Here is a 25,721-nt window from a genome sequence, read left to right on the forward strand (position 1 = left end):
GTGCCGCGTTGCACCGGCCTCTTGCCTTCCGCGGCGCGCTCCAGCGCATCGAAGCGGAAAGTGAAGCGAAGCTCCGGATCGCCGGGCCTGAATCTGGTCGCGTCGCCCATGCCGGCGATCGTCAGGCGGCGCACCACGATGGCGTGGTCAATCGCGTTCGAGAACATCGCGAGCGTGCCGGCGGACGGAAACACGTTGGCCGCCAGCACGGTGCGGTTCGGGTCCGCCGGGCTGATGAAGGCAAAGAGGTCGGTCAGATCGGCGGAGGGGTCTCCGATCTGGCGCGGGCCATCGACATGGTCTGACATGGCTCACCTTCGCTCAGTTGCGAGACCACTTGCTGGTGCCCGTGACCGCGTTCGCCGGGCCGCCAAAGGGCGTGACGCGGCCTGGTTCTTCGGGGATCGACTTCAGGTATTCGACCAGCGCCCAGCGCTGCGGCTCCGTCAGCAGCGGACCGATGATCCCGTTGCCGAGCGGGCCTTTCTCGAACGAATGCCCGCCGTTCGAGTTGCCGCGCAGCGAGGTGTCGAGCAGGAAGGTGCCGCTCTTGCCGCTGGTGTCCAGGCCCACCTTGACCGGGTCGAATTCACGTCCGACATAGAACTTCTTGGTGCGCTCGCTGGCCGGGATCAGCATCTCGTAGAGGTTGGGCACCGAACCGTTGTGCATGAAGGGCGGCGTGGCCCACACGCCGTCGCGCGGTGCGGCCTTGTACACGTCTTGCGTCTGTCGGGCAGGCGGCAATTCGCGGTAGCCGTGGAGGTTGATGGTCTGCTGCTCGTCGAGCTTCAACTCGGACAGCGCCTTGTCCAGAACCAGCTTCTGCGTGATCAGGTACAGCGCGCCCGTCGGAATGATCTCCTTGTCCTTGAAGGATTCCGGAAGGTAGGGTGCGAGGTTGCCGGTGATCGCGTAGGGCCGAAGATTGTCGAACTGGCCCGGGTCCGTGCCGACATACTTCTGCGGCACCACGCCGACCTCCAGGAAGCGCTTGCCATACTTGTTCGGTGCGGTCCACGTGTAGGGCCAGGCGTTGTGGCAGCTCGCGCAATGGGTCGCGAACAGCGCCTTGCCGGCGGCGGCCTTCTGGCGGTCGATCCGGCCGAAGATCTCTTCCGGCCACTTGGGCGGCGCGAGCCGCGTCAGCTGGTTCTCGATCTGCTGCAGGTTGAGCAGCGCCGCATTCGATTCGAACAGCCCTTCCTGCGGCGACTTGGCATGCAGATTCATCGGCAGGTAGACGCCCATGGATTCGACGAGGTTGCGATTGATCGGGTCCTGCTGGGATGCCCGCCACTGGGTCCACGAGCCGTGCGGCGCGTTCCACAGGAAGGGTGGCTTGGTCGGCGCGAGCGGGGTGGAGGTGTTCTGCGGGATGCGGGTCTCGATGGCCAGCAGGCGGTTGACGATGGCGGAGATGGCGTCGATCCGGGACGGCCCCCAGGCGATCGGCGTTGCGAGCGTGCGCGTGCGGTAGTCGCGGATCGGAACGGCCTCGCGCTCGAAGCGCTTGCCGAGTTCTGCCTTGGCGTCCGCGCTCATGGCACCGAGCCGCGTGGCCAGGCGATCGAACTTCTGCTTGTCGGCCAGCGTGGCCTGCATCGCATCGTCGAGGGCGTTCACGTAGCCCATCATGTCGAAGGTGTTGGCAACGCCGCCGTCGATGCGGATGCGCTTGCCCTGGTAGTTCAATTGCGCGTTGTGGCAGGCGGCGCAGGTCAGGCCGATCTGCACATCCTCCACGCTGCTGCCCTTCTTCTTGACGATCGTCTTGCTCAGCCCGATGGGCAGCGCATCGGGGTTGCTCTGCGGATCGGCGGGCTGGGCGATCAGTCCGAAGCGGTCGCTGTTGGCGTCGGAGCGGAAGAGTTCCTGGCTGCCGGCCACCTCGAGGTTCATGAACAGGTCGTAAGACATCACGGCCGAGCCCTGCGAGACCTGGTAGTACCAGGCCCGCTCGGCGGGTGTCCAGCCCTGGTCGAGGAAGACCACGGGCCCGGGCGGACTCGCTGCCGGCTGCGCCGCGGCGTCCGCCATGAGCGCCGCCGCGAGCAGCAACGCGCATGGAAGCGCTTTCAAGGCGAGAGTCCTGGCCCCGAGAGGCCGCGTGTAGCGCTGCATGGAAGTCTCCAGGAACTGAAAAGCACACCGTGACATTCGACGCTTGCGAAGCATTGTCAAGGCTCGGGGGGGCGGGGCCTATCCCGGTGCCCACCTAGGCCACGTACGTGGTCCTGCGTGGCCGTCGGGATGGCGCGCCGCTCGGCAATCGTGAAAATCCGCAGGGCGGGGTGCGAGCGATCACTGCGATATCAGGTTGTCTGATCTGGCATGGGTACCGCGAGCGGTCCGTCTATCCGGACGTGAAAGGAAAACCTGACATGAAATCAGCCCACTACACAGTTCTCGCGCTGGCTTCGGCCCTGACATTCGCCGCGCCCGCCATGGCGCAGCAGAACACGCCTTCAGCCACCCCCAAGGTGCTGGATGTACGGGACATGATGAAAGAGATCACGATCACCGCATTGGTGACGGCGATCGACCCGAAGAACCGCATCGTGACCCTCAAGGGACCGGAGGGGAACGAATTCGCCGTGATGGTCGACCAGAGGGTCAAGAACCTGGCCCAGGTCAAGGTCGGCGACACGGTCGATGCCACCTACATCCAGTCGGTGGCGCTCGACTTCCAGACGGGCAACGGGATCCGCATGGCCTCGACGACGACGGCCGTCGACCGCGCCCAGGTCGGCCAGCTGCCCGGCGGGGCTGCGATGAAGCAGACCACGATGGTGTCGAACATCTGGGCGATCGATCAGGCCAAGGGCACCGTGATGGTTCGGGGCCCGTTCGGTCACTTCACCGAAGTGAAGCTGAAGGACCCGTCCATGCTCAACGGCGTCAAAGTCGGCGACCAGATGAAGATGACCATCACGCAGGCGATCGCCACTTCGGTCGTCAGGAAGTCCTAGCCGCATTGCGCACCGCCCGCTTCATCGGTGAGCGGCGCCGTCTATTCGCTGGGCGAGTTCGCCAGGAATCCGAGCCGGCATCCCGGCGAGTTGACGCTGGCCGTCGCATTCTCGGGCGGCGGCACGCACGCGGGTGTCGTGTTGCAGGCTCCTGGTGGTCTTGGCGCTTGGGCGCCTACGGTCCCTCGCGCTTGTAGGTGCCTCGAGGCAGGCATTGGCTGGAGCCTGTGACCACGAGTTTCGTGAACCCGAAGTCCGACTTGATGGTGTAGTCCTTGCCAGCATGGGCGTCGCCCGGCTGGGTGCGGTGGCGGAACTTCTTGTCGGGACATCGACTGGACAGAAACTCGTTGCCCGAACGCCCCCCGGCACGCCACGTGATCGTGGTGTCGCCGCTCACGTACGTGCCCTCGAAGTCATCGAAGGCGAGGGCGCTTGAACTCCATCCGCTCGCGAGGACCATCGCGGCAAGCAGCGGCTTCTTCAAACTCAACCGATGTTGTGACATGAGGCGCGTGAGGAGCAGGGGCGCATTTTATGGCGGGCCCCGCCCTTCGTGCCCCCTTTGTCCGCCACGTACGTGGATCTACGTGGCCGCAGGGATACCGCAGGGCGGCTGCCTTCTCGAGAATCGGGTATTGCGAACTCAGCGCTGCGAAGGGAGATCCAAAATGCGCCCGATGTCTTCGGCCCTCTGCGCCGCCACTGTCGTGCTCTCGGGCATGGCGCCACCCTCGCTGGCCCAGAACCTGCCCGCCATCCCGCCGCTTCAGACCCAGGGACCCGCGAGCTTCTCCTGCGGCGGCATCGGGGAGGCCTCTTCCAAGGCGATGCTCGCCGCCCGGAAGGACTATCCCCTTTCGCTGCTGTTCGCAACCGCCGCAGGTGAATACATGGCTTCGGTCACCGTGACGATCAAGGATGCGAAGGGCGCCAGCGTGCTGACGGTGCCGTCGACCGGGCCCGTCTGCCTGATCAAGCTGCCGGACGGCAGCTACACCGTGGAAGCGCAGGCCATGGGCAGGAGCAAATCGCAGGGCGTCGCGGTCGGCGGTGGCCCCAAGGCGATCGACTTCAGCTTCTAGGCGTTGATCGAGGAGATCGTCCGATGCCATCCGCTCCTGCTGTCCAACGGTCCCGGCAGGCAGCGATTGGCTGATCTATTCCGACGACAGGTCGCGATTCATTCGCAGCAGCTCGGTGATCGAGTTGACCTTCAGTTTCTCGAGCAGCCGGCTGCGATGCTGCTCGACGGTGCGGTGACTGATGACGAGCTCCTTGGCGATGACCTTGCTCGGCAAGCCCTTGAGCGCCAGCGTCATCACCTCGCGCTCGCGATCGGTCAGGGCGGCGATCCGCTCGGCCAGGCCCTGATGCGCTTCGGCGGCAGGCGCCGCCCGCATGCGCGCATCGCGGCGCAGGGCTTCGTCGATCGCGTCGAGCAGCTGTTGCTCGCGGTAGGGTTTCTGCACGAAGTCGACGGCCCCGTCCTTGACCGCCTTGACCGCCATCGTGATGTCGCCATGGCCGCTGATGAAAACGATCGGTATTCGCGCGCCGATCGCGGCCAGGCGCTGCTGCAGTGCGAGTCCGCTCATGCGGGCCATGCGCACATCGAGCACCAGGCAGCCCGGCCGCGACGGATCGAAGATCTCGAGGAATTCCAGCGCCGAGCCGTAGACCTCGGTGGCAAGGCCGATCGAGTTCGCAAGTTCGCGCACCGAGTCGCGAAAGGCCTCGTCGTCATCGATGATGAATACCGTGGATTCGGTCATGGTTGCATCTATGGAAGCCGTGGAAGCGTGAAGCTGAACAGGGCCCCGCCGCCGGGATTGTGCGAGGCCCACAGCTGGCCGCCATGGGCCTCGATCAGCTTGCGGCAGATCGCCAGTCCCACGCCGAGGCCGCTCGACTTGGTCGAGTAGAAGGATTCGAAGACGCGCTCGAGGTCGCCGTCGGCGATGCCGACGCCGCGGTCCGCAATGTCCACCCGCACCTCGTCGCGCTCGCCGGCCCGGATCGCGATGGCGATCTCCCTTGCGCCGTCCGGGGGCGCGAGTTCGATCGCCTCCATCGCATTGCGCAGCAGGTTCAGGATCACTTGCTGCACATGGATCTCGTCGACGACCACCTCGGGCAGGGGGCTTGCTGCCGGCAACTCGATGCGGATGTCGCGAAGATCGCAGTCCATCTTCACCATGCCGACGCACTCGCGCACCGCCTGCTCGATGCGGATCGGCTTGGGGTCCAGCTCGTGTCGCTGCGCCATGCTGCGCATACGCGTCACCACGTCGCCGGCGCGTGCGGACTGGCCGATGAGCTTGTCGAGCAGTTCCGCGACCCTCGACATGTCGGGCGCCGGCGCGGTCGCGCGATGTCGCGCGGCGAGCGCGTAGTTCTCGATCGCACCGAGCGGTTGATTGATCTCGTGGGCCAGTGCGACCGACATTTCTCCGGCCGTGTGGACCCGCACCAGATGCGCCAGACGCTCGCGCCAGTGCGCCGCCTCGACTTCCGCGGCCAGCCGGCGGCGCTCGGCGGCCTCGCGCGCGCGCAGGCTGCCGAACACCTCGGCGAGCAGCTGGACACCGGGGAGCAATGCGTCCGGCCAGGCGTGTTCGCGCCGGACCGTCGCGATCGAGAGTGCGCTCGTCGTTTCTCCTGCGACCGGCACCAGGAGCAATGAGCGGATGCCCAGTGCCTTCAAGGTGTCGCCGTCCAGGTGCGCCGAGGAGGGGAGCTCGTCGAGACAGGACAACCGGACCACGTGGCCGGCAGCGATGCGGCTGCTCAGCCATGGCAAGCAGCGCGCTCCGCGCGTGCCCGTCGGCGGCGCGAAACCCTCCGCATGCCAATGCTGCGACGGGTCGTAGCGCGCGTCGCAGCCGATCCCCTGCCACAGGGCGACCCTCTCGGCGCCCACGCATTCGCCGATCTCGCGCAAACCGCGCGAGATGGCCTCGCCCTGCTCGTCCGGTTGAGCCATGACCAGGGAAGCCAGGATGCTGCTGGCCAGTCGCTCGAAGCCGATCGCGAGCTCGAGCTCCTCCTGGGCGCGCTTGCGCGCGAGGGCGCTGCCGAAGATTTCCGCCAGCAGGCGCATCCGGCAGAGGAGTTCGTCCGGCCATTCGCGCTCGACCCGAACGGAGCCGAAGTTGAGGGCGCCGTGCAGCTGCCCCGCCACCATGATCGGCATCATGACGTGTGATTTCAGGCCGATCCGGCGCCAGCTCGCCTTGTCGACGCTGGCCTCCGGCGGCAGGTCGTCGAGTCGGGAAAACGCGACCGGCCGGTTCGCGATCGCCATCGAAAGAGCCCACGGATTCGAATCGCGCGCGGCCAGGAATCGTTGTACCGGCGCGATCCCGTCGACGGCGTACGAGTGCGTGACCCGGGCGCTTCCCGTCAGCGTGAACACGCGCGTCAGCGTCGACCGATCGATGTCCAGGGCTTTCACGATGCGTGCGAGGCTTTGCTCGATGGCGCCGTCGATGTCGTGCACGGGAACGGCAATGAAGGTGGCCGACAGGTCCGACAGCAGGCGCTCGAAACGCAGCAGGTCCTGCAGGTTGCCGGGCCCCGGCCGCGCGGCCGAAGACAGCGCCAGCGCCGTCATGGCGGGACCCGTCGCCGGCCCGGAACGCTCAGCGCCAGCAGGTTGGCACGCGTGGCACAGCCCTGCCCCCATCTCGCAGAGCGGGAGCTGTGAGCTGGCGTCGGCAGTGCGCAGGGACTGTCCCGCAAGGTGCTTCACCGCGTTCGTTGCGTGGTTGAATATTCCTCCGTCCCGCCGCTGCCACGGAACACTCGCGGCGGAACTCTTCTCGTTCGTCGGCGTCATGAGCCCCGCGTCCTGTCGGGGCCCCGAGAGCCGCAGCGGCAATCATCGCCACATCGCGCAGGCGCCGTCAATCCGGCTTTCGGGATATGGCGACCGGTGCCGACAGGGGCTGACCGGGTCATTCGGCGCCGACCGCCCGGCTCTCGCGAATTGCCGGTTCGGCCGCGGGCGACCGGGTGCGGCCCCGGAGCCGGCGCCTCACGTACGTGGGGCTGCGTGGCCGCCGGGATTGCCCCGGGCCATGGCGGCATTCAGAATGCGGGAGAGCCCGTGGTCACACACGGCGCCACGGGTCTCAAGTCATGGATTTCATCGTCGACGCCTTCGTCCGGACCTGGACCGACATGACGAGCGGCAGACATGCGCCGCTCGCGTTTCGCTTCGTGGTTCAGCCGCTGATGGCGGCCATCTTCGCATTCCGGGCCGGCCGGCAGGATGCGCGTGACGGCCGTCCGCTCTACTTCTGGGCCCTGGCAACCGACGCGGCACAGCGAAGGGCCCTGCTGAAGGAAGGCTGGCAGCACGTGGGAAAGGTGTTTCTGCTGGCGGTCGTCATTGATGCGATCTATCAGTTCAGCGTGATGCGCTGGGTGTATCCCGGCGAGGCCCTCATGGTGGCCGCCGTTCTGGCGGTGATTCCGTATCTCGTCGTTCGCAGTCTGATCAACCAGGTGCTGCGCTGGAAGCTTCGAAAGTGACGAGCGCCACGTACGTGCTCGTGCGTGGTCACCGGGATAGGCAGGCAGATCGGACGGACATAGCATCCCCCGGCGCACGGTGCCGCGATCGCCGTACGCGGCAGCGGCGGGACGTCGCCGAATCACTCACTGTGCGTGTCCAGTGTGACCGTGAGGTGACCTGGAACCTCATCCATGCCGAGGAACAATCATGACGACCAAGCCCAACATCCTGATCCTCTGGGGCGACGATGTCGGTTGGTGGAACATCAGCTACAACAGCCGTGGGCAGATGGGCTACCGGACGCCGAACATCGATCGCATCGCGAATGAAGGCGTCGCCTTCACCGACTACTACGCCCAGCAAAGCTGCACGGCCGGCCGGGCGGCGTTCATCACGGGACAGAACCCGATCCGCACCGGGCTGACCAAGGTCGGCATGCCCGGGGCGTCGGTCGGATTGCATGCGGAAGACCCGACCATTGCCGAGCTTCTGAAGGCGCATGGCTTCACCACCGGGCAATTCGGCAAGAACCATCTGGGCGACAAGGACGAGTACCTGCCCACGGTGCATGGATTCGACGAGTTCTTCGGCAATCTCTACCACCTCAATGCGGAAGAAGAGCCCGAGGATCCCGACTACCCGAAGGACCCCGCGTTCAAGAAGCGCTTCGGACCGCGTGGCGTGCTGCGCTGCCGGTCGGACGGCAAGGGCGGGCAGACCATCGAGAACACAGGCCCCCTGACGAAGAAGCGGATGGAGACGATCGATGACGAGACGACGGAGGCAGCGCTCGAGTTCATCGACAAATGCCATGCCGACCAGAAGCCCTTCTTCCTCTGGTACAACACGACGGCCATGCATTTCCGGACCCATTGCGCCGAGAAGCACAAGGGCAAGAGCGGGCAGGGCGACTACAACGACGTGATGGTGGCGCACGACGAGCACATCGGGCAGATGCTCGACAAGCTCGACGAACTGGGGATCGCCGACAACACGATCGTGATGTATTCGACCGACAACGGCCCGCACTACAACAGCTGGCCCGACGCGGGCATCACGCCCTACCGCGCCGAGAAGAACACCAACTGGGAAGGCGGCTGGCGCGTGCCGTGCTTCGTCCGCTGGCCCGGCAAGTTCAAGCCCGGCACGGTCATCAACGGCATCGTCTCGCATCAGGACTGGCTGCCGACGCTGCTCGCGGCGGTCGGTGAAGCGGACGTCAAGGAGAAGCTCCTGAACGGCAGCAAGGTCGGCGAAAAGACTTTCAAGGTGCACATCGACGGCTACAACATGCTGCCCTACCTGAGCGGGGAGACGCAGACAAGCCCCAGGGAAACCTTCTTCTACATCAGCGACGACGGCGAGATCATGGCGATCCGCATGCATGACTGGAAGGTCGTGCTGATGGAGCAGCGCGCAAAGACGCTGCAGTGCTGGTTCGAGCCCTTCGTCAAGTACCGGGCGCCCAAGATGTTCAATCTGCGGCGCGACCCGTTCGAGCGGGCTGACGAGAACTCCAACACCTACTGGGACTGGGTGATCTCGCATGCCTACATCGTCTATGCGATGCAGGCGACGGTGGCGCAGCAGATCGAAGCGTTCGAGAAGTTCCCGCCACGGCAGAAGCCCGCCGCCTTCAACCTGGATGAAGTGCTGCGCAAGCTCCAGGAGTCGAGCAGCGCGGCCCATTGAATGGGGATCGCCCCGGGCACGCGCTCCGGGGCGGCGAGGGCAGGGCGCGCCAACTTCGGGAGCGGATCTTGACCATCACGACCATCAAGCTGACCGTCAACGGCCAGGCCAGGGAACTCCAGACGGAGGATCCGGCGATGCCCCTGCTCTATGCGCTGCGCAACCAGCTGGGTCTGCACGGCCTTCATTTCGGCTGTGGGTTGGCGCAATGCGGCGCGTGCACCGTGCACTATGACGGCGAGGCGCTGCGCAGCTGCGTGATGCCGGTTTCGGCCGTGGCCGGCGCCCGGATCGTGACCCTGGAAGGACTCGGGACACCCGAGAAGCCGCATCCCCTGCAACAGGCCTTCATCGACGAACAGGCCGCGCAGTGCGGCTACTGCATCAATGGAATGATCATGCAGGCGGCGGCTTTCCTGGCGAGCAACCGGCACCCGACCGAAGCCCAGGTGAGACAGGCGCTGGCGGCCAACCTGTGCAAATGCGGGACGCACGTGCGCATCCTGCGCGCCGTGATGCGGGCCGCCGAGCAGATGGCCTGAGCGTTCGAATGTCCCGCCACGCCCAGCTCTCCCGTCGCGCACTTCTGCAGGGCAGCGGTGCGCTGGTGGTGAGCTTCGTGCTCGCCCCGCCGCCCGGTATCGCGTTCGCGCAAGGGACAGGAACGCCCGCGTCGGGCAAGAGCGTCGATGCGGGCGAGGTCGGCGGGTTCCTCGCGATCGATGACCAGGGAAGAGTCACGCTCTACAGCGGCAAGGTGGAGCTCGGAACCGGCGTGCTCACGGCCGTGACCCAGATCGTCGCCGAGGAACTCGATGTACCGCTGGATCGGGTCACGACGATCCAGGGCGACACCCTGCTCACGCCCGACCAGCACCCGACGGACTCGAGCCTTTCGATCCAGGCCGGCGGCATGCAGATCCGCAAGGCGGCCGCGACGGCACGCGAGGCCCTGCTCGACCAGGCCGCCACCCGGCTGGGAATTCCCAGCGACCAGCTGGTCGTGCAGGAGGGCACGGTGGCGCCGCGGGCGGGCGGTCCGGGCATCACCTATGCGGCTCTGCTTCAGGGCCGCAGCCTGTCGATGAAGGTCAACCCCGCGGTGCGCACGAAGGATCCGTCGGACTACCGGATCGTCGGCAGGCCCGTTCGCCGCCTCGATATTCCCGCCAAGATCTTCGGAACCTTCGATTTCGTGCACGACGTCCGGGTGCCCGGCATGGTGCACGCGCGCATGGTGCATCCCGCGGCCGTGGGCGCCAGGCTCGAGTCATGGGACGACACGCCGTGCCGCGACATCCCCGGCTACCTGCGCGCCGTGCGCCAGGGCGACTTCCTCGCCGTGGTGGCGAGCGACGAATGGGCGGCCGTTCGCGCATCGCGCACGCTGGTGGCGAAGTGGGGCGGCGGGGAGGGCCTGCCCGACGACGCCCGCCTCGTGGCCTACATGCGCGGCGCGAAGGTCGATCGCAGCGAGGTGCTGCAACGCACGGCCGGCTCCGTCGCCCGGCTGGCCGGCGCCGGCCGGCAGCTGCGCGCGAGCTACGACTTCCCGTTGAACACCCACGGCTCGATCGGTCCGTCGTGCGCGGTCGCCGATTTCAAGGATGGCGCGCTCACCGTCTGGACCCCCTCGCAGGCGAGCCACCTGCTGCGGCGGCAACTGGCCACGATGCTGCGGCTGCCCGGGGAGCGCGTGCGCTGCATCTACGTCGAGGGGGCGGGATGCTACGGCCGCAACGGGGCGGACGACTGCTCGTCGGAGGCGGCGCTGATCGCGGTGCAGATCGGGCGCCCGGTGCGACTGCAGTGGATGCGCGCCGACGAGCATGGCTGGGACCCCAAGGGTCCGCCGACCTTGCTGGACTACCGCGCGAGAATCGATCCCCGGGGAAAGGTCGTCGCCTGGGAAGCCGATATCTTCCTGCCCGAACGCCCGATGAAGCGCTCCGGCGTGACCTTGCTGGGGGCCGTGCTGGCGGACCTGCCGAGGGAGGGGCCGGCGGGCCCCGGCATCTACAACCCGGGCCTGGGCATCCCCTACGACCTTCCCGGCAGCCGTCTGACGGCGCACTGGATGCTCGATACGCCGCTGCCGGCAGCCTGGATCCGTGCCCCCGGCCGGATGCAGAACACCTTCGGCAACGAGAGCTTCGTCGATGAGCTCGCGGCCGCGGCCGGCATCGATCCGTTCGAATTCCGCATGCGCCACCTGAGCGACAAGCGCGGCCTGGAACTGCTCGAGCGCCTGCGTGGGTTCGCGAAATGGCAGCCTCGCGGCGGGCGTGCGCGCGACACGGGCCCGCTGGCGCGAGGCCGCGGCATCAGCTATGCGAAGTACGAACTCGTTCGCACCTACGTGGGCCTGGTCGCGGACGTGGCGGTCGACCGGCGCAGCGGGCAGATCCACGTCGAGCGCGTGTTCGTCGTGCACGACTGCGGCCAGATCATCAATCCGGACGGGCTGCGCAACCAGATCGAAGGCAATGTCGTGCAGACCGTGAGCCGAACCCTGGTGGAACAGCTGACGTTCAGCCGCAGCGCGGTCACGAGCCTCGATTGGGCCAGCTATCCGATCCTGATCTTTCCGGAGGTCCCGGAGGTCGCCATCGACCTGATCGATCGCCCCGGCGAAGTACCGTGGGGCGCGGGCGAGCCCACCACGTCGGCCGTGCCCTCCGCGATCGCCAATGCCGTGCTGGACGCGACGGGAGCGCACCTGCGCTCGGTGCCGTTCCGGCCGGCCGCGGTGCTGGCTGCGCTCGCCGCCACCCAACCGAAGTAGCAGCCATGGACGCCTCGCCGAATCGCAACCCGCGGGACATGGACCATGTCTCGGCCGCGGCGCGGGCCGAGAACGTCGCCTTCCATGGCAGTCCGCAGGAGCTTCTGGCGATCGCTGCCGCGGGGCCGCGTGGCGCGCTGGCCGTGGCCGGCCTGGCCGTGTGCATCCTGCTCGCGCTCTGGATGGCATTCTTCGTCTTCGTCTTCGCTGCGCGAGGCTCCCTTGGCTGAGTCTGCCGAACTGGCGGCCGCGCAGGCCATCGACCGGTCCGAGCGTCGATGGTCCTGGGTGGTGGCGTGCGTGATCGGCGTGGTGTTCGCGGTCATGGCCTATTCCGGCCTGCACTGGACCGCGATGTCGCCGTCCGGCGTCGAGACCATCGATGCCAGTCGGCTGCACCTGTCCGGCGAGTTCATCGAGAGCAATCTCGGCACCGCCATTCAACCCGACCGGACGGCGATCGTGCGGCTGATCGCGCAGCAGTATTCGTTCGTGCCTGCGTGCGTCGTCGTGCCTGCCGGGACGCCGGTCAGGTTCCGCGTCACGAGTCCGGACGTGGTTCATGGCTTCCTCGTCACGGGAACCAACGTGAACACCATGGTGATACCCGGCTATGTCGCCGAGGTCCGCACGCGCTTCGACGCCCCGGGCGATCACCTGATGCCCTGCCACGAGTATTGCAGCGTGGGTCACGAAGGGATGTGGGCTCGCGTCAAGGTGTTGGACCGGCTCGAATTCGACCGCCTCCATGGCGCTCAGCAGAGGGCATCCTGTGCAGGGCAGTAGCCGACTCGTGCTGGCCCACTTCTGGGTGGCGTTCACGGCCTTCGCCTTCGCGGTCCCGCTGGGCGCGTGGCAGATGCTGGTGCGCAGCCCGTTGCACCGGTGGGTCGACCCGGAGCGGTACTACGTGGCTGTCACCGCCCACGGCAGCACGCTGGCGTATGTGTTCCCCACCCTGGTCGTGATGGGGTTCGGCTACGCGGTGTGCGCCGTTTCGCTGGGCCGGCCGATGCATGGCATGCGGCTCGCGTGGAGCTCCCTGGTCATGGTGAGCGCAGGCGCCCTGATCGCGCTGGCGACGGTCGCGGCGGGCAAGGCCACGGTTCTCTACACCTTCTACCCGCCGCTGCTCGGAAGCCCCTGGTACTACGGCGGCATCCTGCTGGCGGTCGCGGGATCGTGGATCTGGGTGGGCCTGATGGTCTGGCACTTCAGGCGCTGGAAGCGCGACCACCCGGGGCAACCGGTTCCGCTCGCGATGTTCGCCACCACCGCGGGCGCGCTGTTGTGGGCCTGGACCTCGCTGGGGGTGGGCTCGGAGATCGCCTTCCTGATCCTGCCCAACGCGTTCGGCTGGACCGACACGCTCGACGCCGGGCTGGCGAGGATGCTGTTCTCCTGGACCTTGCATGCCATCGTGTACTTCTGGCTGATGCCCGCCTACATCGCGTTCTACGTGCTGCTGCCGCAGTCCGCCGGGGGTCGGCTGTACAGCGACAAGATGGGCCGGATCGCGTTCCTGCAGCTGCTGGTTTTCTCGATGCCCATCGGCATGCATCACCTGTTCGGCGATCCGCAGGTCGGCGCCGGATTCAAGTTCCTGCACGCGGTCTTCACCGGGATGGTCGCCGTTCCGACCTTGCTGACGATCTTCACCATCTGCGCCTCGCTCGAGATCGCCGGGCGCCTGCGCGGCGGGCGCGGCGTCTTCGGCTGGGTCGCGGCGCTGCCATGGGACCGACCCCTCGTGCTGGCCTCGGGGCTGTCCCTGGTCATGCTGGGCCTGGGAGGCGCGGGAGGGCTCATCAACATGAGCTATGCGCTCAACGCCACGGTCCACAACACGCAGTTCGTGACGGCGCATTTCCACCTGATCTACGGCGGCTCCGTCGTGACGATGTACTTCGCGATCGCCTATGAGCTGTGGCCACGGATGACCGGCCGCGCGATCTCGCCGAAGCTCATGCAGTGGCAGTTGTGGAGCTGGTTCGTCGGCATCCTGGTGGTGACGCTGCCCTGGCACGTGGTCGGCATGATGGGCCAGCCGCGCCGCATGGCCTACTACGACTTCGCCGATCCGGCGCTGGCCCCGCAGGCCATCTGGGTCAGCATTTCGGCCGTCGGCGGGGCGATCCTGGTGTTCTCGACCTTGGTGCTGGTGGCCGGGTTGCTCGGGTCGCATCGCGGGCCGGTCAGCGAGCAGGCGCCGCTGCGGTTCTCGCTGGCGCTGCGTCCGCCCTTGCGGCTGCCGGCATCGCTGAACGGTTTCGGCGTCTGGATCGTGCTCGTGGCGGCGTTGACGGTGGTGAACTACGGCTACCCGATCGCGCAAATCCTGCTGCTGCAGCGCAGCGGCGTGGCGACGTACCCGGTCGAGGTGCGATGACCGCTTCCCGCACGCCTCCGACCCGCGACCCCCGGTTCGCGGTGTGGATCGGCACCACCGCGGCACTGCTCGTCGCCGCGGTCGCGGTGGGCTTCGTCTGGCTGCCGTCGAGCCAGGGCCCGGGGGCGCCGGCACTGTGGGATGCCATCTGCAGCGCCATCGGTCTTCCGGTTCGCCGTCCGCAGGCGCCGGTGGAGGCCGGAGCGCCGGCCTCGAACGTGGCATGGACCGCGGCCACGCGGCGGATTCTGGCCACGGGTGATGCAAGCCGAGGCGCTTCGCTCGCGGCGACCACGTGCAACAACTGCCATGGCGCCGCCGGGGTCGGCACGGACGCCCTCTTTCCCAACCTGGCCGGGCAGACCCGGGCCGCCATCTACAAGCAGCTCGAGGATTTCCGAAGCGGCAGGCGCGATGCCGCCGTGATGGGTGCGTATGTCTCGGGCTTGTCGCCGCAGGATGTGAGCGATCTTGCGGCGCACTATGCCTCGCTGCCCGATCCATTCGCGGGCGCCGGCGGGACGGGCACACCGGTCGACGCGATGGCGCGCCGGCTGGTCGAAGTCGGCGATCCGCTGCGCGGCATCGCGGCCTGCGCGGCCTGCCACGGACCGCTGGGGCTCACGCCGGGCGCGCCGGGCCTGCGGGGCCAACAGCGCGCCTACCTGGAAGTGCAGCTGCAGGCGCTCGCCTCGGGCACTCGCCACAACGACATCAGCGCCCAGATGCGCAGCGTCGCGCGCCAGTTGACCGCCCAGGAGATCAGCGCCCTCGCGGCCTACTATTCGGGCCTGGGCGCCACGGGTAGCCGATGAGCCGGCTGGTCATCATGGTTCACCGCCTTGGCACGGGCGGCCGATCGGGCGCGACCCGCATGGCAGGCGCGAACCGTTGTACCAGCAGCGGACCGAGCACGGAAGTGACCAGCACCATGAGCAGCACAGCGTTGAACATGCGCGCGTCGAGCAATGGCTGCCCCGCGCCGTTGAAGGTCTTGGTCGCCACCAGGGCGGCCGCGAGTGTCGCGGCGACCTGCGGCAGGGTCAGCGCCCACAGGGTCATGCGCGCGGCTTCCGCATAGCCGAAGGCCCGGCCGCAGGATTCCGCGGCGATCCACTTGCCCACGAGCAGCGCGGCGATGATGCCGACCGCCAGCAGGGCATCCGCCGACAGGCCGCGCAACAGCGCCAACGGGTCGATCAGGAAGCCGGTGACGACGAAGAAGACCGGAATGAACAGCGTGGTGCCCATGAACTCCAGCTTGGACTTGGCGGGCTTGTCCTTGACGGCCGCGTTGACCGCGAGTCCCGCCATGAACGTGCCGACGATGCCCGGCAGGTTGATGTACTGGGCGGCCAGCGCGGTCAGCGCGAGGATGCCGAGCATCAGGACGAAGTACGTCTCCTCGTCGTTCTCCACCTTCTTCAGGACGTAGCCGGCGGCGCGGCTCAGGCCGGCCAGCACGAAGACGACGAACGCCACGATCTCGGCGACCTGCAGGATCAGCGCCGACGCCGAGAAGCCGCTGACAAACATCGGCACGCAAACGGCGAACACGAGCAGCGACAGGGTGTCCGACATCATCGTCGCGCCGACGGCAACCACGATGGCCTCCTGGCGCTGCACGCCCAGACGGGTGACGATCGGCAGTGCCAGCAGCGTGTGCGAGGCGAGCAGCGACCCGATGACGATCGCCGGCAGCACCGCGTAGCCGAGCCATTGGGCGGCCAGCGTGCCGAGGACCAGCGGCAGGGCGGTGGTGGCGACGCCGAACACGATCGAGCGCAGGATCTTTTGCCGGAACAGGTCCAGGTCGATCTCCCAGCCCGCGAAGAACATCAGCAGCAGCATGCCGAGGTCGGAGAAGAATTCGGCGACCGGATGCTCGCGCGGGAAGACATCCAGCATGTGCGGTCCCAGCAGCACGCCGCTCAGCAGCAATCCGACGACGCTCGGGATGCGAAGGGCTCGGGAGATCCGTGGAACGGCGATGATCAGCGCCATCATGATGGCGAACCGGGCGAGCGCCGGGAGAAGGTCGATGGCGCGATGAACGAAATCGATGAACGTCATGACGTCTCTCCGGTGGCAAGCGCGGCCATGCACCCGAAGCCATTGGATCGCGGAATCGCCGCCGGTGCCTCCTGTGCGGCCACGTACGTGCTCGCGCGGCGCCTGCACGTACGTGGATTGAGTGGCCGCCGGGATTGACCCCGCCGGGTCGACAGGCCGACGATCTCAGGATCGAGCAGGCCCCTGGGGCCTTCACGATTTCGCGCTTCGGCAGGAGGTCATCATGCAAGCTGGAGTTTGGATGGCACGGGTTGCGGCGGCAGTCCTGTGGGCCGCGCTGGCCGGCTGCGCGGCCGATCCCGCGCGCCTGCCCATAGGCTCCACGCGCGCCCAGGCCCTGCAGCAACTGGGCAAGCCGACCGCCACTTACCCGCTGCCTGACGGCGGCGAGCGACTGCAGTACTCGCGCGAGCCTGCGGGCTACCAGGTCGACAACGTCGACCTCGACGCGGCCGGTCGCGTCGTCGCCGTGCGCTCGATGCTGGACTATCCGCTCTACAACAACCCGATCCAGATCGGCAAGTGGACCGAGGCCGACGTGCTGCGCGCCTATGGCAAGCCGTATCAGATCACGCGCGTGTCTTCTTTCGACGGCGTGGTCTGGAGCTGGCAATACATGGACAACTACATGCCACGCCTGTTCTATGTCTATTTCAATCCCGCCGGCGTGGTGACGCGCTACGACACCGGCCAGAACGCCGAGATCGAGCTGGGAGGCAAATAGGCGAATCGTCTGCTTCACGTACGTGGTGTCGGTGGCCGCCCGGATACACAGGGGGGCGTCGTCGGAGTCCATCACACGCTTTTCCGTCAACAATCTCTCGGAGTGAACGACCATGAACCAACGATTCGATGCATTGAAATGCCTGGTTGCCGCGGCCTCGTTCGCACTGGTCGCCGGCTGCGCCACCGACAGCGCGCTCAGCAATGACAACCTGGCTATCGCCGCCGGCTTCAAGGTCATCACGCCTTCGAAACCGGATCAGCAGGCCATGCTGGCCAAGCTTCCCAAGGACAAGGTTTCGCCCATCACCTACCAGGGCACCACCTACTACGTCCTGCCGGATTCGATGAACAATCTCGCCTATGTCGGCGGACTGCCGCAGTACCAGGACTATCAGCGGCTGCGCGTTGCGAAGCAACTCAGCAACAACAATCTCGAGGCCGCCCAGATGAACGAGATGAATGCCATGGACTGGGGCGGCTGGGGAGGTTGGGGCGGGCCCGCCTTCGTTGGATTCCGTCGCTAGCAACGGGCCGATGGCGCGTGCGGAGTGCCCGGCCGGCCTGCGCGCCATGGTCGGGCGTTGGCCTCGACCGGACCGCTCGGGATCCTCGTGCGCATACGTACGTGGTGTTGCGTGGTCGCCGGGATGGTCGCATTGCCTGGATGGCCTCACCATTGGTCCGCCACCTTTATTGCCTCGGGAGACGCCGAAGCCATGTCCACCACCGTCTACGTCGTCGGATTCGAGGAGGGTGAGCGCGCATGGATCGAATCGGCGCTGGGACGGATCACCGATGCGGTGGTGTTCGTGGACGACGGCGCAGCCTTTCTTGCCCGCCCGCCCGGTGGTTCAGGCCAGTGCCTGATCGCGTCGGCCGATGTCGACGAGGCCGCCACGCTCAGGCTGGTGCGCGAGTTGAGGCGCCGGGGCGTGGCACTGCCCGTGATCGTCCTGGGCCCGCACTCCGCGTTTCGCACCGCGGTGGACATTGCGCGCCTGGAAGCGACAGATTTTCTGGAGCGGCCGGTCAGCGTGCGCGAACTGCGCGCTGCGGTGCGTCGCGTGCGCTCGGATCCGAAATGACTCGGCGGGCCGCCGGCCATCGACATCGCGTCGCCACGGACGTGGCAGTAGGTGGACACCCATCTGGATTTTCATCAGCAGTCATGATCGCAGGCCTGTTCGCAGCCGGCGCCCACGCACAGAACCCTCCAGGCGCTTCGTCCTAGGAACAGGTGATCACGGACACCAAGCCCCAGGAACGCGCACAGGACAAGGTCGATGCACGGCCGCAAGGCAAGGTCAAGAAGCCAGGCGGCGACGAGGCGACATCGCCCCTGAACGATGCCATCGGCACCGGCAAGGCGGCGTCCACCGGACAGGCGCGAGCCACGGCGCGAGAGGAACGCAATCCCAACAAGCGTCCAGCCAAGCAAGGCGGTACGCCGGACATGTCGGGAGCGAAGTAGCCCGCAGCGCGCACCGTGGTCCGCGCGATCGACATCCACGAAGCAGAAGGCGCTCGTCCGAGAAGCGGTCACCCTCAACAGTTCCGGCCAGTCCATACCTTCGAAGAAGGCGAAGTCCTGAGGGATTCCAGTTCCTGGACTGGTCCGGCGTTGGGGTAGGGGAGGGCCTGGCGCCGCCGAAAAGTCAATGTCGAACAGCACATAACCAAGTCGGTTCTTCTTTGCTGGCGGCGCGGCGTGGCGCGCACACCCTAAGGTTGCGGCTTCGCCGTGGTGGCTCGGGCCACCCGGCCCTTCCACTCCCACCAACGACACGCCGAGTTCATGTTCCTGCGCCACGCACTTTCGATCGCCACACTCGCCTTCGCTCTTGCCAACGCGACCCATGCCGCGCCACCCACACGCTGCTCAACAAGGTGCAACGAGGCGAGCTGAAGGTGCCGATCGACCGGCGTGCTGGTGCGAGGAGGGAGGGCGAACCGCTTCACCGTCGTCGACTACAAGCTGAAGCCCTCGCCTGATTTCCGTCCGGTGTTGAAGGTGGTGTCGCTGGACATCGAGACGAGCCAGGACGAGGAACTCTATTCCATTGCGCTGGACGGGGCGGTTGAACGTGTCGTCTTCATGCTCGGCGAGCCGCCACCTGAGTCGGGCGAGCCCTTGGACTTCTCCCTCATCTATTGCGATTGGTTCGAGAGCAGGGCATCTGTGCGCGGTCGTCTTGCGGCCTCACCTACGGCGAGCTCGGCCAGTTGCTCGCCACGGACCGGCGTCCGGCCGATCTCGGCATTCATCCCTTCTGTGACTGCCGCGCGTAGCGGCCCGGCGCTTGCCCCACGTGGCGGCTGAACGCCGTGCTGAATGTGCTGGCCGAGCTGTAGCCGACGCGCTCGGCCACCTCTGAAAGCGCGCAGCCGCTGCGACGGAGCATATCCTTCGCGATGGCCATTCGCCAGGCAAGCAGGTACTCCATCGGCGGCAACCCAACGGCGCGCGAGAACCGCTCGAAGAACGCGGACCTCGAGAGCGCGGCCTTCCTGGCGAGTTCATCCATCGTCCACGGGCGTGCGGGTTCCGCGTGCATATGCCGCATCGCGACAGCCAGCCGGGTGTCTGCCAGTGCGCGCAGCAGACCTGGCGGTGCCCCTTCACCGGGCGCCGAGCGCAGCGCCTCGATGAGCAGCACTTCGACCAACCGTTCAAGAATGAGATCGCGACCCGGTCTCTGCGCGATGGACTCTTCACGCACGAGCTGCACCAGCAGCGAAAGCCGCTCGACGCCGCGCATGTGCAGCAACGCGGGCAGCAGCGACACCATCAAGGCGGCATCCGGTGAATCGAAGGCAAAGTAGCCGCCGAGCATGCGCATGTCCGGCGGGCCTTGGCGCTTCCCGTGACGGATCTCGCCCTCGGGCGCAGGCTGTTGCCGGGGATCGAGGAAGAGCGGCGCCGCCGGCGTCAGCCCTGACAGCGTGAAGCCGGGGGTCGCCGGCATGAGCAGGAAGTCGCCGGCGGCCAGAGGAAGGGGCTCCTGCCCGTCCACCGCAAGAATACATTCGCCCTCCAGCATCGTGCAGAAGCTCGGCTGCCCGAAGTCCGAGTAGCGCACGGCCCATGAGCCGGCGCCGCTGATCACCTTGGCGTACACGGCGCGCGGCCGAAGCTGCGCGATGACCTCCGCGAGTGGGTCGACCATGGGTTGGACTCCTGCAAAAGAAATGAGGACTCTGGATGGTAGCGAGTCCTGATTGGGGTCGATATTGTTGGGCCTCTTTCATCCCGACCACAAAGGACATCCATTGAAAACCGTACTGATCACCGGCTGTTCGTCCGGCTACGGCCTTGAGACCGCGCGCCATTTCCACGCGCGTGGCTGGCACGTCATTGCCACGATGCGAACGCTGCGGACCGACCTTCTCCCCCGCTCGGAGCGCCTGCGCGTGCTGCCACTCGACGTGACGCGGCCGGACAGCATCGCCGCCGCGCTTGAGAGCGCCGGGCCCATCGATGCCCTCGTGAACAATGCCGGCGTCGGACTGTTCGGTGCATTCGAGGCGACCCCGATGGCCACCGTGCGCGAGGTGTTCGAAACGAACACCTTTGGAATGATGGCGATGACCCAGGCGGTGCTGCCGCAGTTCAGGGCCCGGCAGTCGGGGCTCCTGATCAACGTGACGTCGACCGTGACGCTCGCACCGATGCCGCTGGTCGCCGCATACACCGCCAGCAAGACCGCGATCGAGGGGTTCTCCGAGTCGCTCGCTTTCGAGCTCGAGGCTTTCAACGTTCGGGTGAAGCTTGTCGAGCCGGGCTATGGACCCGGCACGCGCTTCACCGAGAACGGGGCGCAGCGCATGCAAGGCCTGATCCCTCCGGCCTATGCGCCGCTGGCGCAGAGCGTTTTTTCAGCGCTGGGGAACCCGACGGCCGTGACCACTGCGGCGGACGTGGCCGATGCCGTCTGGCGCGCTGCGAACGATGCGAGCGCGACGCTTCGGTATCCGGCCGGTGCCGATGCGGTTTCGCTCGCCCAGGAGGCAAGATGCGCCGGAGAAGCAGCGGAGGCCCTGAGACGATGACCGCCTCGCCCTCCCAGGTCAGCGTTTTGTAGAGTTCTTGCGATCTGGGGCGAATTGCGCCAGCGATGCCCGGCCCGAGCTGCCGGCGAGACGCAACCAGATCGGAAACTGGCGATCGAAGTCCTGGGGCGCGATCTCCGCGAGGTGCTCGCATGCGGTCTGGGGAAGTGCAATGCTCATTTCCTCGTGCCAGAACACGATGCCAAGCAACCGATGGACCTGGATGCGCTCCTCGCGCGGAACCGGAAACTCCGACACATGTTCAGGCAACCGCAGCATCGAAACGCGTCGCCGCACCTCGATGACGATCCACCCGATGCGCCGCACTCTGATGCGCACCGTCCTGCCCAGCCAGATCTGGAGACGAAGCTCCCACGCCACCAAGAGCAGAAGGATCAAAGATGCGGCCAACATGCGAAATACAGCGCAAGTAGTTATTGCGTAAGAAAATATCTTCCTACCATCTCAAGCGCAAGAGTAGGTGTCTCCGCATCTCCACGCAATGTAGCGAGCGCACTATGAGGCCAACTTTCTCACGAAACCATCGCTGGTGTTGCCTGCGGGCAACTTTGGGCCGAATGCGTTCCTGAGGCGTCGGGGGCGTGACGGACGCGCCGTGAAAGTGCAGCAAGTTCGGGAAGCATTCGGTGTGGGCCAGCGTCGGATGGTCGTGGTCTTTCTCCATCCGGCTGCGGATCGAGCCACAATCGCGATCTCTCCAGACCTGGGAGAAAGCCATGAATGCGATCCATCGCGCCCGTCGCTTCATCGAACGAAATCCGAACGAACAGTCCGCGGCAGTTCTTGCACAGTTGGTGCTGGCTCTCGAATCTGAGCGCAGCTTTGAGCTTGCATCGCTGTATGAACTCGACTTCGACATGTTCGAACTCGCCGTCGAGATCCTGAAGGAGTGGCGACTCGATCGCTACTACGCCGGCAAAGCCCAAGCTGTTCGATCTTTCGCTTCAGATGACGCACCTCGACGGGATCGAGGTACCGCGCGCGGGACAAGCGAGCTGATCGCCGCGGCGTGGCCCGGGAGCCGCACCTGACTTCGGCGCGACGCCCGCAAGGGGCTTTCAATTCAGGCGCGCGAGATCTCTGACGTCTGCGCGAACCGCGGCCCTGTCGACTGCGAGCAGCGGCAAATTGGCCAGCAGCTCCAGACGCCGCCGCAGGGAGTACAGGGTTTGAATTGCGGCGTGAGCAGCCTCTTCGGCGCTGACGATGGCGGCCACGTCCTCATACGGCCACAACGCGGCGTTCGGCTGACCAGGCCACCGAGGCTGTAACAGTTCGATCGATGCGTCCAGCGCGATGACGAGATCCGCCCGCGGTGCGCCCGAGCGGGTGAACTCGTTCCAGCTGTGCAAGGCGGTGCGCGGCAAGGGAATGCTGGCGCTGCTCAGCGCACCCAGTGCCGCTGGGTGGACCGAATGGGCGATTTCGCCCGGGCGGCCACAGGAATGCACCGAAAAGCGCTGACTCAGATGGAGCAGGCACGCTGCAGCCAGGATGCTGCGCAAGGAGTTTCGTCGCGAGACAAAGACAACACAGATCTTCTGCATGGCTATTCAGATTGTCCGCCGGCTGTGCACCGACGCGGCATCCCACGAACAACAGTTTCTCGATTCAGGGGCTTCCTGTCTCGGCGAACTCACGGCATGTTGACCATCATCAAAGTGTCACTGTTCGAGAGTACGCTGCATGCCGGACGGTCTGCCGGCGCTGGTAGAGGTCGCTTCGGCGCCCACCCTTTGTGGGTTGGTCCTCGATGCCGGCGATCGCCCCCGGATGCAAACAGATGCAATCCGCTGAGACCTCTGAGACGTGGAACAGGAGTGCTCATGATCACGCTTTCCAGATTCGCCTCCGCCGGCCTGATCGCCGCGGCTTTCGCCCATCCGGTCCTGGCCCAGGAAGCCGCCACCGGCGCCGGCGCCAGCTTCCCGGCGCCGCTGTATTCGAAGTGGGCCGCCGATTTCAACAAGGCCACCGGCGCCAAGATCAACTACCAGTCGTCAGCGGCCAGGTCATCGGCGACATCTACCTGGGCAAGATCGCCAAATGGAACGATCCGGCCATCAAGGCGCTGAACCCGTCGCTGGCRCTGCCGGACGCCGCCATCGCGCCGGTCCGTCGCGCCGACGGTTCGGGCACCACCTTCCTGTTCACCAACTACCTGAGCAAGGTCAACCCCGACTGGAAGGCCAAGGTCGGCGACGGCACGGCGGTCAACTGGCCCACCGGCGCCGGCGGCAAGGGCAACGAAGGCGTCGCGGCCTTCGTGAACCGGCTGCCGAACTCGATCGGCTATGTCGAATACGCCTACGTCAAGCAGAACAAGATGACCTACGCCCAGATGCAGAATCAGGCCGGCAACTTCGTCTCGCCGGACGACGACGCCTTCAAGGCGGCGGCGGCAGGAGCCGACTGGTCCAAGACCTTCTACCAGGTGCTGACCGACCAGCAGGGCAAGGATTCGTGGCCGATCACCGGCGCGACCTTCATCCTGATGCACAAGTTGCAGGACAAGCCGGTGCAGGCCACGACCACGCTCAAGTTCTTCGACTGGGCCTACAAGAACGGCGACAAGACCGCCGGCGACCTCGACTACGTGCCGATGCCCGACAAGGTGAAGGGCGCGATCGCCACCGCCTGGGGTGAGATCAAGGACGCTTCGGGCAAGTCTCTTCCTGGCGCTTTGCAACAGGCCCTCGCGTTCCGGCGGAGGCTTTGCTCTGGTCTCCCCTTGGCCAATGATTTCAATCGCGGAGAGCTCAGCCAGCCTCGCCCCGAGGTAGTCGCGTGGCGTGAGGGCCGCGTACTGGGCGCTTGAAATCACGCGCACCTTGAGGTGCCGGCCGATGGACAACGAGAGCCTCTGGCACGCGATGGACATTTCCGATTCATCCGGCACCAACTGGCCGTGCACCACAACAAGTTGCACTGTCGCGTCCTTGTCCTCCCCAAGCACAAAGGCGCGCAGAACTGAATCCTTGAACTTTGAACGCAGCATCGCGCGGATGGGCTCGGCGGCGGCGAACGACTTGAGAGCGATCGACCGAAGCTCGTTGTAGAAAACGAACGACTTGTTCGCCTCGACCGTCCCAGGCTCGTCGGCCTCCGGCTTGTGCCTGGTCAGGATGCCGCTCTTGACGAGATGCTCCTGTGTCCGCTCAACTTCGTCTGCACCCAGCTTGGCCTTCTTGGCAAGCTCCGCGACGGAAAACTTGTGGGTCGGTGCTGCGAAAACGACCTTCAGCAACTTCTGGACTTCTGGGGAGAGGAGGAAATCTGCGGCACTCATTCTGGCTTGGGACAACTGCGACTACATCATGATGACGGTCCCTTGCCGCATGCGAGCACAGAGAGGTCGGCGCTGGTTTTAACATGAAGCACGGCGCAAGCAGCGCAAGCGGCTCACGGTCCATCGCGGCACTCCAGGCGCAGCACGCATCAGCGCTTGGCCGGCACGGCGGTCGACTGGCGCACCACGAGTTCGGGCCGCAGCACCACGGTGGATGCCGACATCGCCTGGCCGTCGATCTCCTCGAACAGCATCTCGGCCGCGCGCCAGCCGAGTTCGCGATGGGGCAGCCGGATGGTGGTGAGCGGCGGATCGACCATGTCCACCAGCGGCATGTCGTTGTGGCCGGTGACCGAGATGTCCTGCGGCACACGCAGGCCGGCTTCACGCAGCGTGTCGTAGGCGCCCAGCGCCACGAGGTCGTTGCAGCAGACCACGGCCTGCGGCGCGGCGCCGGCCGCGAGCATCCGCTTCATCGCGGCTGCGCCCGCCTCGCGGCTGTAGCTCGCGCACTCGACCGTGCGCAGCGGCTTCATGCGGTGGTCGCGCAAGGCCTGCTCCACCCCCAGCAGACGGCCCACACCGGTGGGAATGCTCTGCGGCCCCGCGAGGTGCGCGATGCGCTTGTGGCCCAGGCCGACGAGGTGGTCGACCACGAGCTTCATCGCGAGCCGGTCGTCGCTCACCACGGCCGGCAGGCGGCCGGTTTCGTCGGCGCGATTGACCAGCACCGCCGTCATGCCGACCTTGGCGACGAAGTCGACCAGCGGGTCGTCGCGTGTGGCGGTGGCCAGGATCACGCCGTCGACGCGCTGCGCCCGCATGCGTTCGAGCACCGGCCGCGCGAGCGCGGGGTCCACCACGTTGGTGACGAAGACGAAGTAGCCGCGTGCGGCCGCGCTGGCCTCGATGCCCTGCAGGATCGGCGGGAACACCGCATTGGTGATGTCGGGCACCAGCACGCCGATGGTGTGGGTGCGGCCCGTGCGCAGGGCCGAGGCCGCGCGGTTGGGCCGGTAGCCCAGGCGCTGCGCAGCCTCTTCGACCACGCGCAGCACCTCGTCGCTGATCAGCGAACGCTTCTCGGGGCTGAGGGCTCGCGAGACGGTCGACACGTGCACGCCGGCGGCGCGGGCGACGTCGCGGATGGTGACGGGGCTGGAAGGCGGATTGACGCTCATTGCTGCAAACGATTGTTGAAC

General features: G+C 66.5%; 26 protein-coding genes and 2 pseudogenes. 18 read left to right on the forward strand and 10 right to left on the reverse strand.

The window, feature by feature from the left end; genetic code table 11:
• Both AB4Z46_RS29250 and AB4Z46_RS29255 read right to left on the reverse strand, forming a co-directional pair.
• Positions 1-308, reverse strand: a 308-nt coding sequence (locus AB4Z46_RS29250; protein ID WP_442287063.1) for a DUF4331 family protein, incomplete at its 3' end; no start/stop codon positions are given.
• Between the two features lie 13 nt (positions 309-321).
• Positions 322-2,082, reverse strand: coding sequence for a di-heme-cytochrome C peroxidase (locus AB4Z46_RS29255; RefSeq protein WP_442287064.1), 1,761 nt, complete (start codon positions 2,080-2,082; stop codon positions 322-324).
• Between the two features lie 149 nt (positions 2,083-2,231).
• Between AB4Z46_RS29255 and AB4Z46_RS29260 the strand changes: the two genes are divergently transcribed.
• Complete coding sequence (locus AB4Z46_RS29260; RefSeq protein ID WP_442287065.1) at positions 2,232-2,972, forward strand: hypothetical protein; 741 nt, start codon at positions 2,232-2,234, stop codon at positions 2,970-2,972.
• A 175-nt stretch (positions 2,973-3,147) separates the two neighbouring features.
• Here AB4Z46_RS29260 and AB4Z46_RS29265 read toward each other — a convergent pair whose 3' ends face one another.
• Positions 3,148-3,459: a hypothetical protein gene (locus AB4Z46_RS29265; RefSeq protein ID WP_442287066.1), complete on the reverse strand. Its 312-nt coding sequence runs from the start codon at positions 3,457-3,459 to the stop codon at positions 3,148-3,150.
• Between the two features lie 184 nt (positions 3,460-3,643).
• Here AB4Z46_RS29265 and AB4Z46_RS29270 point away from each other — a divergent pair, with 184 nt between their 5' ends.
• The gene (locus tag AB4Z46_RS29270; protein ID WP_442287067.1) at positions 3,644-4,057 is read left to right on the forward strand and encodes a hypothetical protein; all 414 of its coding nucleotides are present in this window, start codon (positions 3,644-3,646) and stop codon (positions 4,055-4,057) included.
• A gap of 75 nt (positions 4,058-4,132) precedes the next feature.
• Here the strand turns inward: AB4Z46_RS29270 and AB4Z46_RS29275 are convergent, their stop codons facing one another.
• Complete coding sequence (locus AB4Z46_RS29275; protein ID WP_442287068.1) at positions 4,133-4,747, reverse strand: response regulator transcription factor; 615 nt, start codon at positions 4,745-4,747, stop codon at positions 4,133-4,135.
• An 8-nt stretch (positions 4,748-4,755) separates the two neighbouring features.
• Positions 4,756-6,588 carry an ATP-binding protein gene (locus tag AB4Z46_RS29280; protein WP_442287069.1) on the reverse strand — a complete coding sequence of 611 codons (1,833 nt, stop codon included), beginning with the start codon at positions 6,586-6,588 and terminating at the stop codon, positions 4,756-4,758.
• Positions 6,589-7,115: 527 nt separating this feature from the next.
• On the opposite strand from AB4Z46_RS29280, the gene AB4Z46_RS29285 reads away from it, so the two are divergent.
• From AB4Z46_RS29285 to AB4Z46_RS29320, 8 genes are all read left to right on the forward strand, one after another.
• Positions 7,116-7,511, forward strand: a complete 396-nt coding sequence (locus AB4Z46_RS29285) for a hypothetical protein (protein ID WP_442287070.1) — start codon at positions 7,116-7,118, stop codon at positions 7,509-7,511.
• Between the two features lie 190 nt (positions 7,512-7,701).
• A complete protein-coding gene (locus tag AB4Z46_RS29290; protein WP_442287071.1) occupies positions 7,702-9,186 on the forward strand; it encodes an arylsulfatase in 1,485 nt (494 codons plus the stop codon).
• Positions 9,187-9,260: 74 nt separating this feature from the next.
• Positions 9,261-9,728 carry a (2Fe-2S)-binding protein gene (locus AB4Z46_RS29295; RefSeq protein WP_442287139.1) on the forward strand — a complete coding sequence of 156 codons (468 nt, stop codon included), beginning with the start codon at positions 9,261-9,263 and terminating at the stop codon, positions 9,726-9,728.
• Positions 9,729-9,736: 8 nt separating this feature from the next.
• Positions 9,737-11,971 (forward strand): molybdopterin cofactor-binding domain-containing protein, encoded by a 2,235-nt coding sequence (locus tag AB4Z46_RS29300; protein WP_442287072.1) that lies wholly within the window; start codon positions 9,737-9,739, stop codon positions 11,969-11,971.
• A gap of 5 nt (positions 11,972-11,976) precedes the next feature.
• Positions 11,977-12,201, forward strand: a complete 225-nt coding sequence (locus AB4Z46_RS29305) for a hypothetical protein (RefSeq protein ID WP_442287073.1) — start codon at positions 11,977-11,979, stop codon at positions 12,199-12,201.
• Positions 12,179-12,757 (forward strand): cytochrome C oxidase subunit II, encoded by a 579-nt coding sequence (locus AB4Z46_RS29310; RefSeq protein ID WP_442287140.1) that lies wholly within the window; start codon positions 12,179-12,181, stop codon positions 12,755-12,757. The genes AB4Z46_RS29305 and AB4Z46_RS29310 overlap by 23 nt, the downstream gene beginning before the upstream one ends.
• Positions 12,744-14,360 (forward strand): cbb3-type cytochrome c oxidase subunit I, encoded by a 1,617-nt coding sequence (locus tag AB4Z46_RS29315; RefSeq protein ID WP_442287074.1) that lies wholly within the window; start codon positions 12,744-12,746, stop codon positions 14,358-14,360. The genes AB4Z46_RS29310 and AB4Z46_RS29315 overlap by 14 nt, the downstream gene beginning before the upstream one ends.
• Positions 14,357-15,175 (forward strand): c-type cytochrome, encoded by an 819-nt coding sequence (locus AB4Z46_RS29320; RefSeq protein ID WP_442287075.1) that lies wholly within the window; start codon positions 14,357-14,359, stop codon positions 15,173-15,175. The genes AB4Z46_RS29315 and AB4Z46_RS29320 overlap by 4 nt, the downstream gene beginning before the upstream one ends.
• Before the next feature lie 19 nt (positions 15,176-15,194).
• Here AB4Z46_RS29320 and AB4Z46_RS29325 read toward each other — a convergent pair whose 3' ends face one another.
• The gene (locus AB4Z46_RS29325) at positions 15,195-16,433 is read right to left on the reverse strand and encodes a cation:proton antiporter (protein ID WP_442287076.1); all 1,239 of its coding nucleotides are present in this window, start codon (positions 16,431-16,433) and stop codon (positions 15,195-15,197) included.
• Between the two features lie 223 nt (positions 16,434-16,656).
• Here AB4Z46_RS29325 and AB4Z46_RS29330 point away from each other — a divergent pair, with 223 nt between their 5' ends.
• The 5 genes and pseudogenes from AB4Z46_RS29330 to AB4Z46_RS29350 all read left to right on the forward strand — a co-directional run.
• A complete protein-coding gene (locus tag AB4Z46_RS29330; protein ID WP_442287077.1) occupies positions 16,657-17,157 on the forward strand; it encodes a hypothetical protein in 501 nt (166 codons plus the stop codon).
• A 112-nt stretch (positions 17,158-17,269) separates the two neighbouring features.
• Positions 17,270-17,683 carry a hypothetical protein gene (locus tag AB4Z46_RS29335; protein ID WP_442287078.1) on the forward strand — a complete coding sequence of 138 codons (414 nt, stop codon included), beginning with the start codon at positions 17,270-17,272 and terminating at the stop codon, positions 17,681-17,683.
• Between the two features lie 192 nt (positions 17,684-17,875).
• Positions 17,876-18,244: a hypothetical protein gene (locus tag AB4Z46_RS29340; RefSeq protein WP_442287079.1), complete on the forward strand. Its 369-nt coding sequence runs from the start codon at positions 17,876-17,878 to the stop codon at positions 18,242-18,244.
• A 152-nt stretch (positions 18,245-18,396) separates the two neighbouring features.
• The gene (locus AB4Z46_RS29345; RefSeq protein ID WP_442287080.1) at positions 18,397-18,630 is read left to right on the forward strand and encodes a hypothetical protein; all 234 of its coding nucleotides are present in this window, start codon (positions 18,397-18,399) and stop codon (positions 18,628-18,630) included.
• Between the two features lie 453 nt (positions 18,631-19,083).
• A pseudogene (locus tag AB4Z46_RS29350) lies at positions 19,084-19,323 on the forward strand (DNA polymerase II); the annotation flags it as partial.
• 97 nt (positions 19,324-19,420) lie between these two features.
• Here AB4Z46_RS29350 and AB4Z46_RS29355 read toward each other — a convergent pair.
• On the reverse strand, positions 19,421-20,326 hold the full coding sequence (locus AB4Z46_RS29355) for an AraC family transcriptional regulator (protein WP_442287081.1): 906 nt from the start codon (positions 20,324-20,326) through the stop codon (positions 19,421-19,423).
• A 103-nt stretch (positions 20,327-20,429) separates the two neighbouring features.
• Between AB4Z46_RS29355 and AB4Z46_RS29360 the strand changes: the two genes are divergently transcribed.
• Positions 20,430-21,209: an SDR family oxidoreductase gene (locus AB4Z46_RS29360; RefSeq protein ID WP_442287141.1), complete on the forward strand. Its 780-nt coding sequence runs from the start codon at positions 20,430-20,432 to the stop codon at positions 21,207-21,209.
• Positions 21,210-21,227: 18 nt separating this feature from the next.
• On the opposite strand, the gene AB4Z46_RS29365 is transcribed toward AB4Z46_RS29360, so the two are convergent.
• Positions 21,228-21,623: a hypothetical protein gene (locus AB4Z46_RS29365; protein ID WP_442287082.1), complete on the reverse strand. Its 396-nt coding sequence runs from the start codon at positions 21,621-21,623 to the stop codon at positions 21,228-21,230.
• Positions 21,624-21,946: 323 nt separating this feature from the next.
• Between AB4Z46_RS29365 and AB4Z46_RS29370 the strand changes: the two genes are divergently transcribed.
• On the forward strand, positions 21,947-22,261 hold the full coding sequence (locus AB4Z46_RS29370; RefSeq protein WP_442287083.1) for a hypothetical protein: 315 nt from the start codon (positions 21,947-21,949) through the stop codon (positions 22,259-22,261).
• Between the two features lie 27 nt (positions 22,262-22,288).
• On the opposite strand, the gene AB4Z46_RS29375 is transcribed toward AB4Z46_RS29370, so the two are convergent.
• Positions 22,289-22,777 (reverse strand): arsenate-mycothiol transferase ArsC, encoded by a 489-nt coding sequence (locus tag AB4Z46_RS29375; protein WP_442287084.1) that lies wholly within the window; start codon positions 22,775-22,777, stop codon positions 22,289-22,291.
• A gap of 279 nt (positions 22,778-23,056) precedes the next feature.
• Between AB4Z46_RS29375 and pstS the strand changes: the two are divergent.
• Positions 23,057-23,904: pseudogene (pstS, locus tag AB4Z46_RS29380) on the forward strand (phosphate ABC transporter substrate-binding protein PstS); the annotation flags it as partial.
• 764 nt (positions 23,905-24,668) lie between these two features.
• On the opposite strand, the gene AB4Z46_RS29385 reads toward pstS, so the two are convergent.
• A complete protein-coding gene (locus AB4Z46_RS29385; RefSeq protein WP_442287085.1) occupies positions 24,669-25,700 on the reverse strand; it encodes a LacI family DNA-binding transcriptional regulator in 1,032 nt (343 codons plus the stop codon).
• Positions 25,701-25,721 lie beyond the last annotated feature (21 nt).

This window comes from Variovorax sp. M-6, assembly GCF_052114385.1.
Classification (GTDB): domain Bacteria; phylum Pseudomonadota; class Gammaproteobacteria; order Burkholderiales; family Burkholderiaceae_C; genus Variovorax.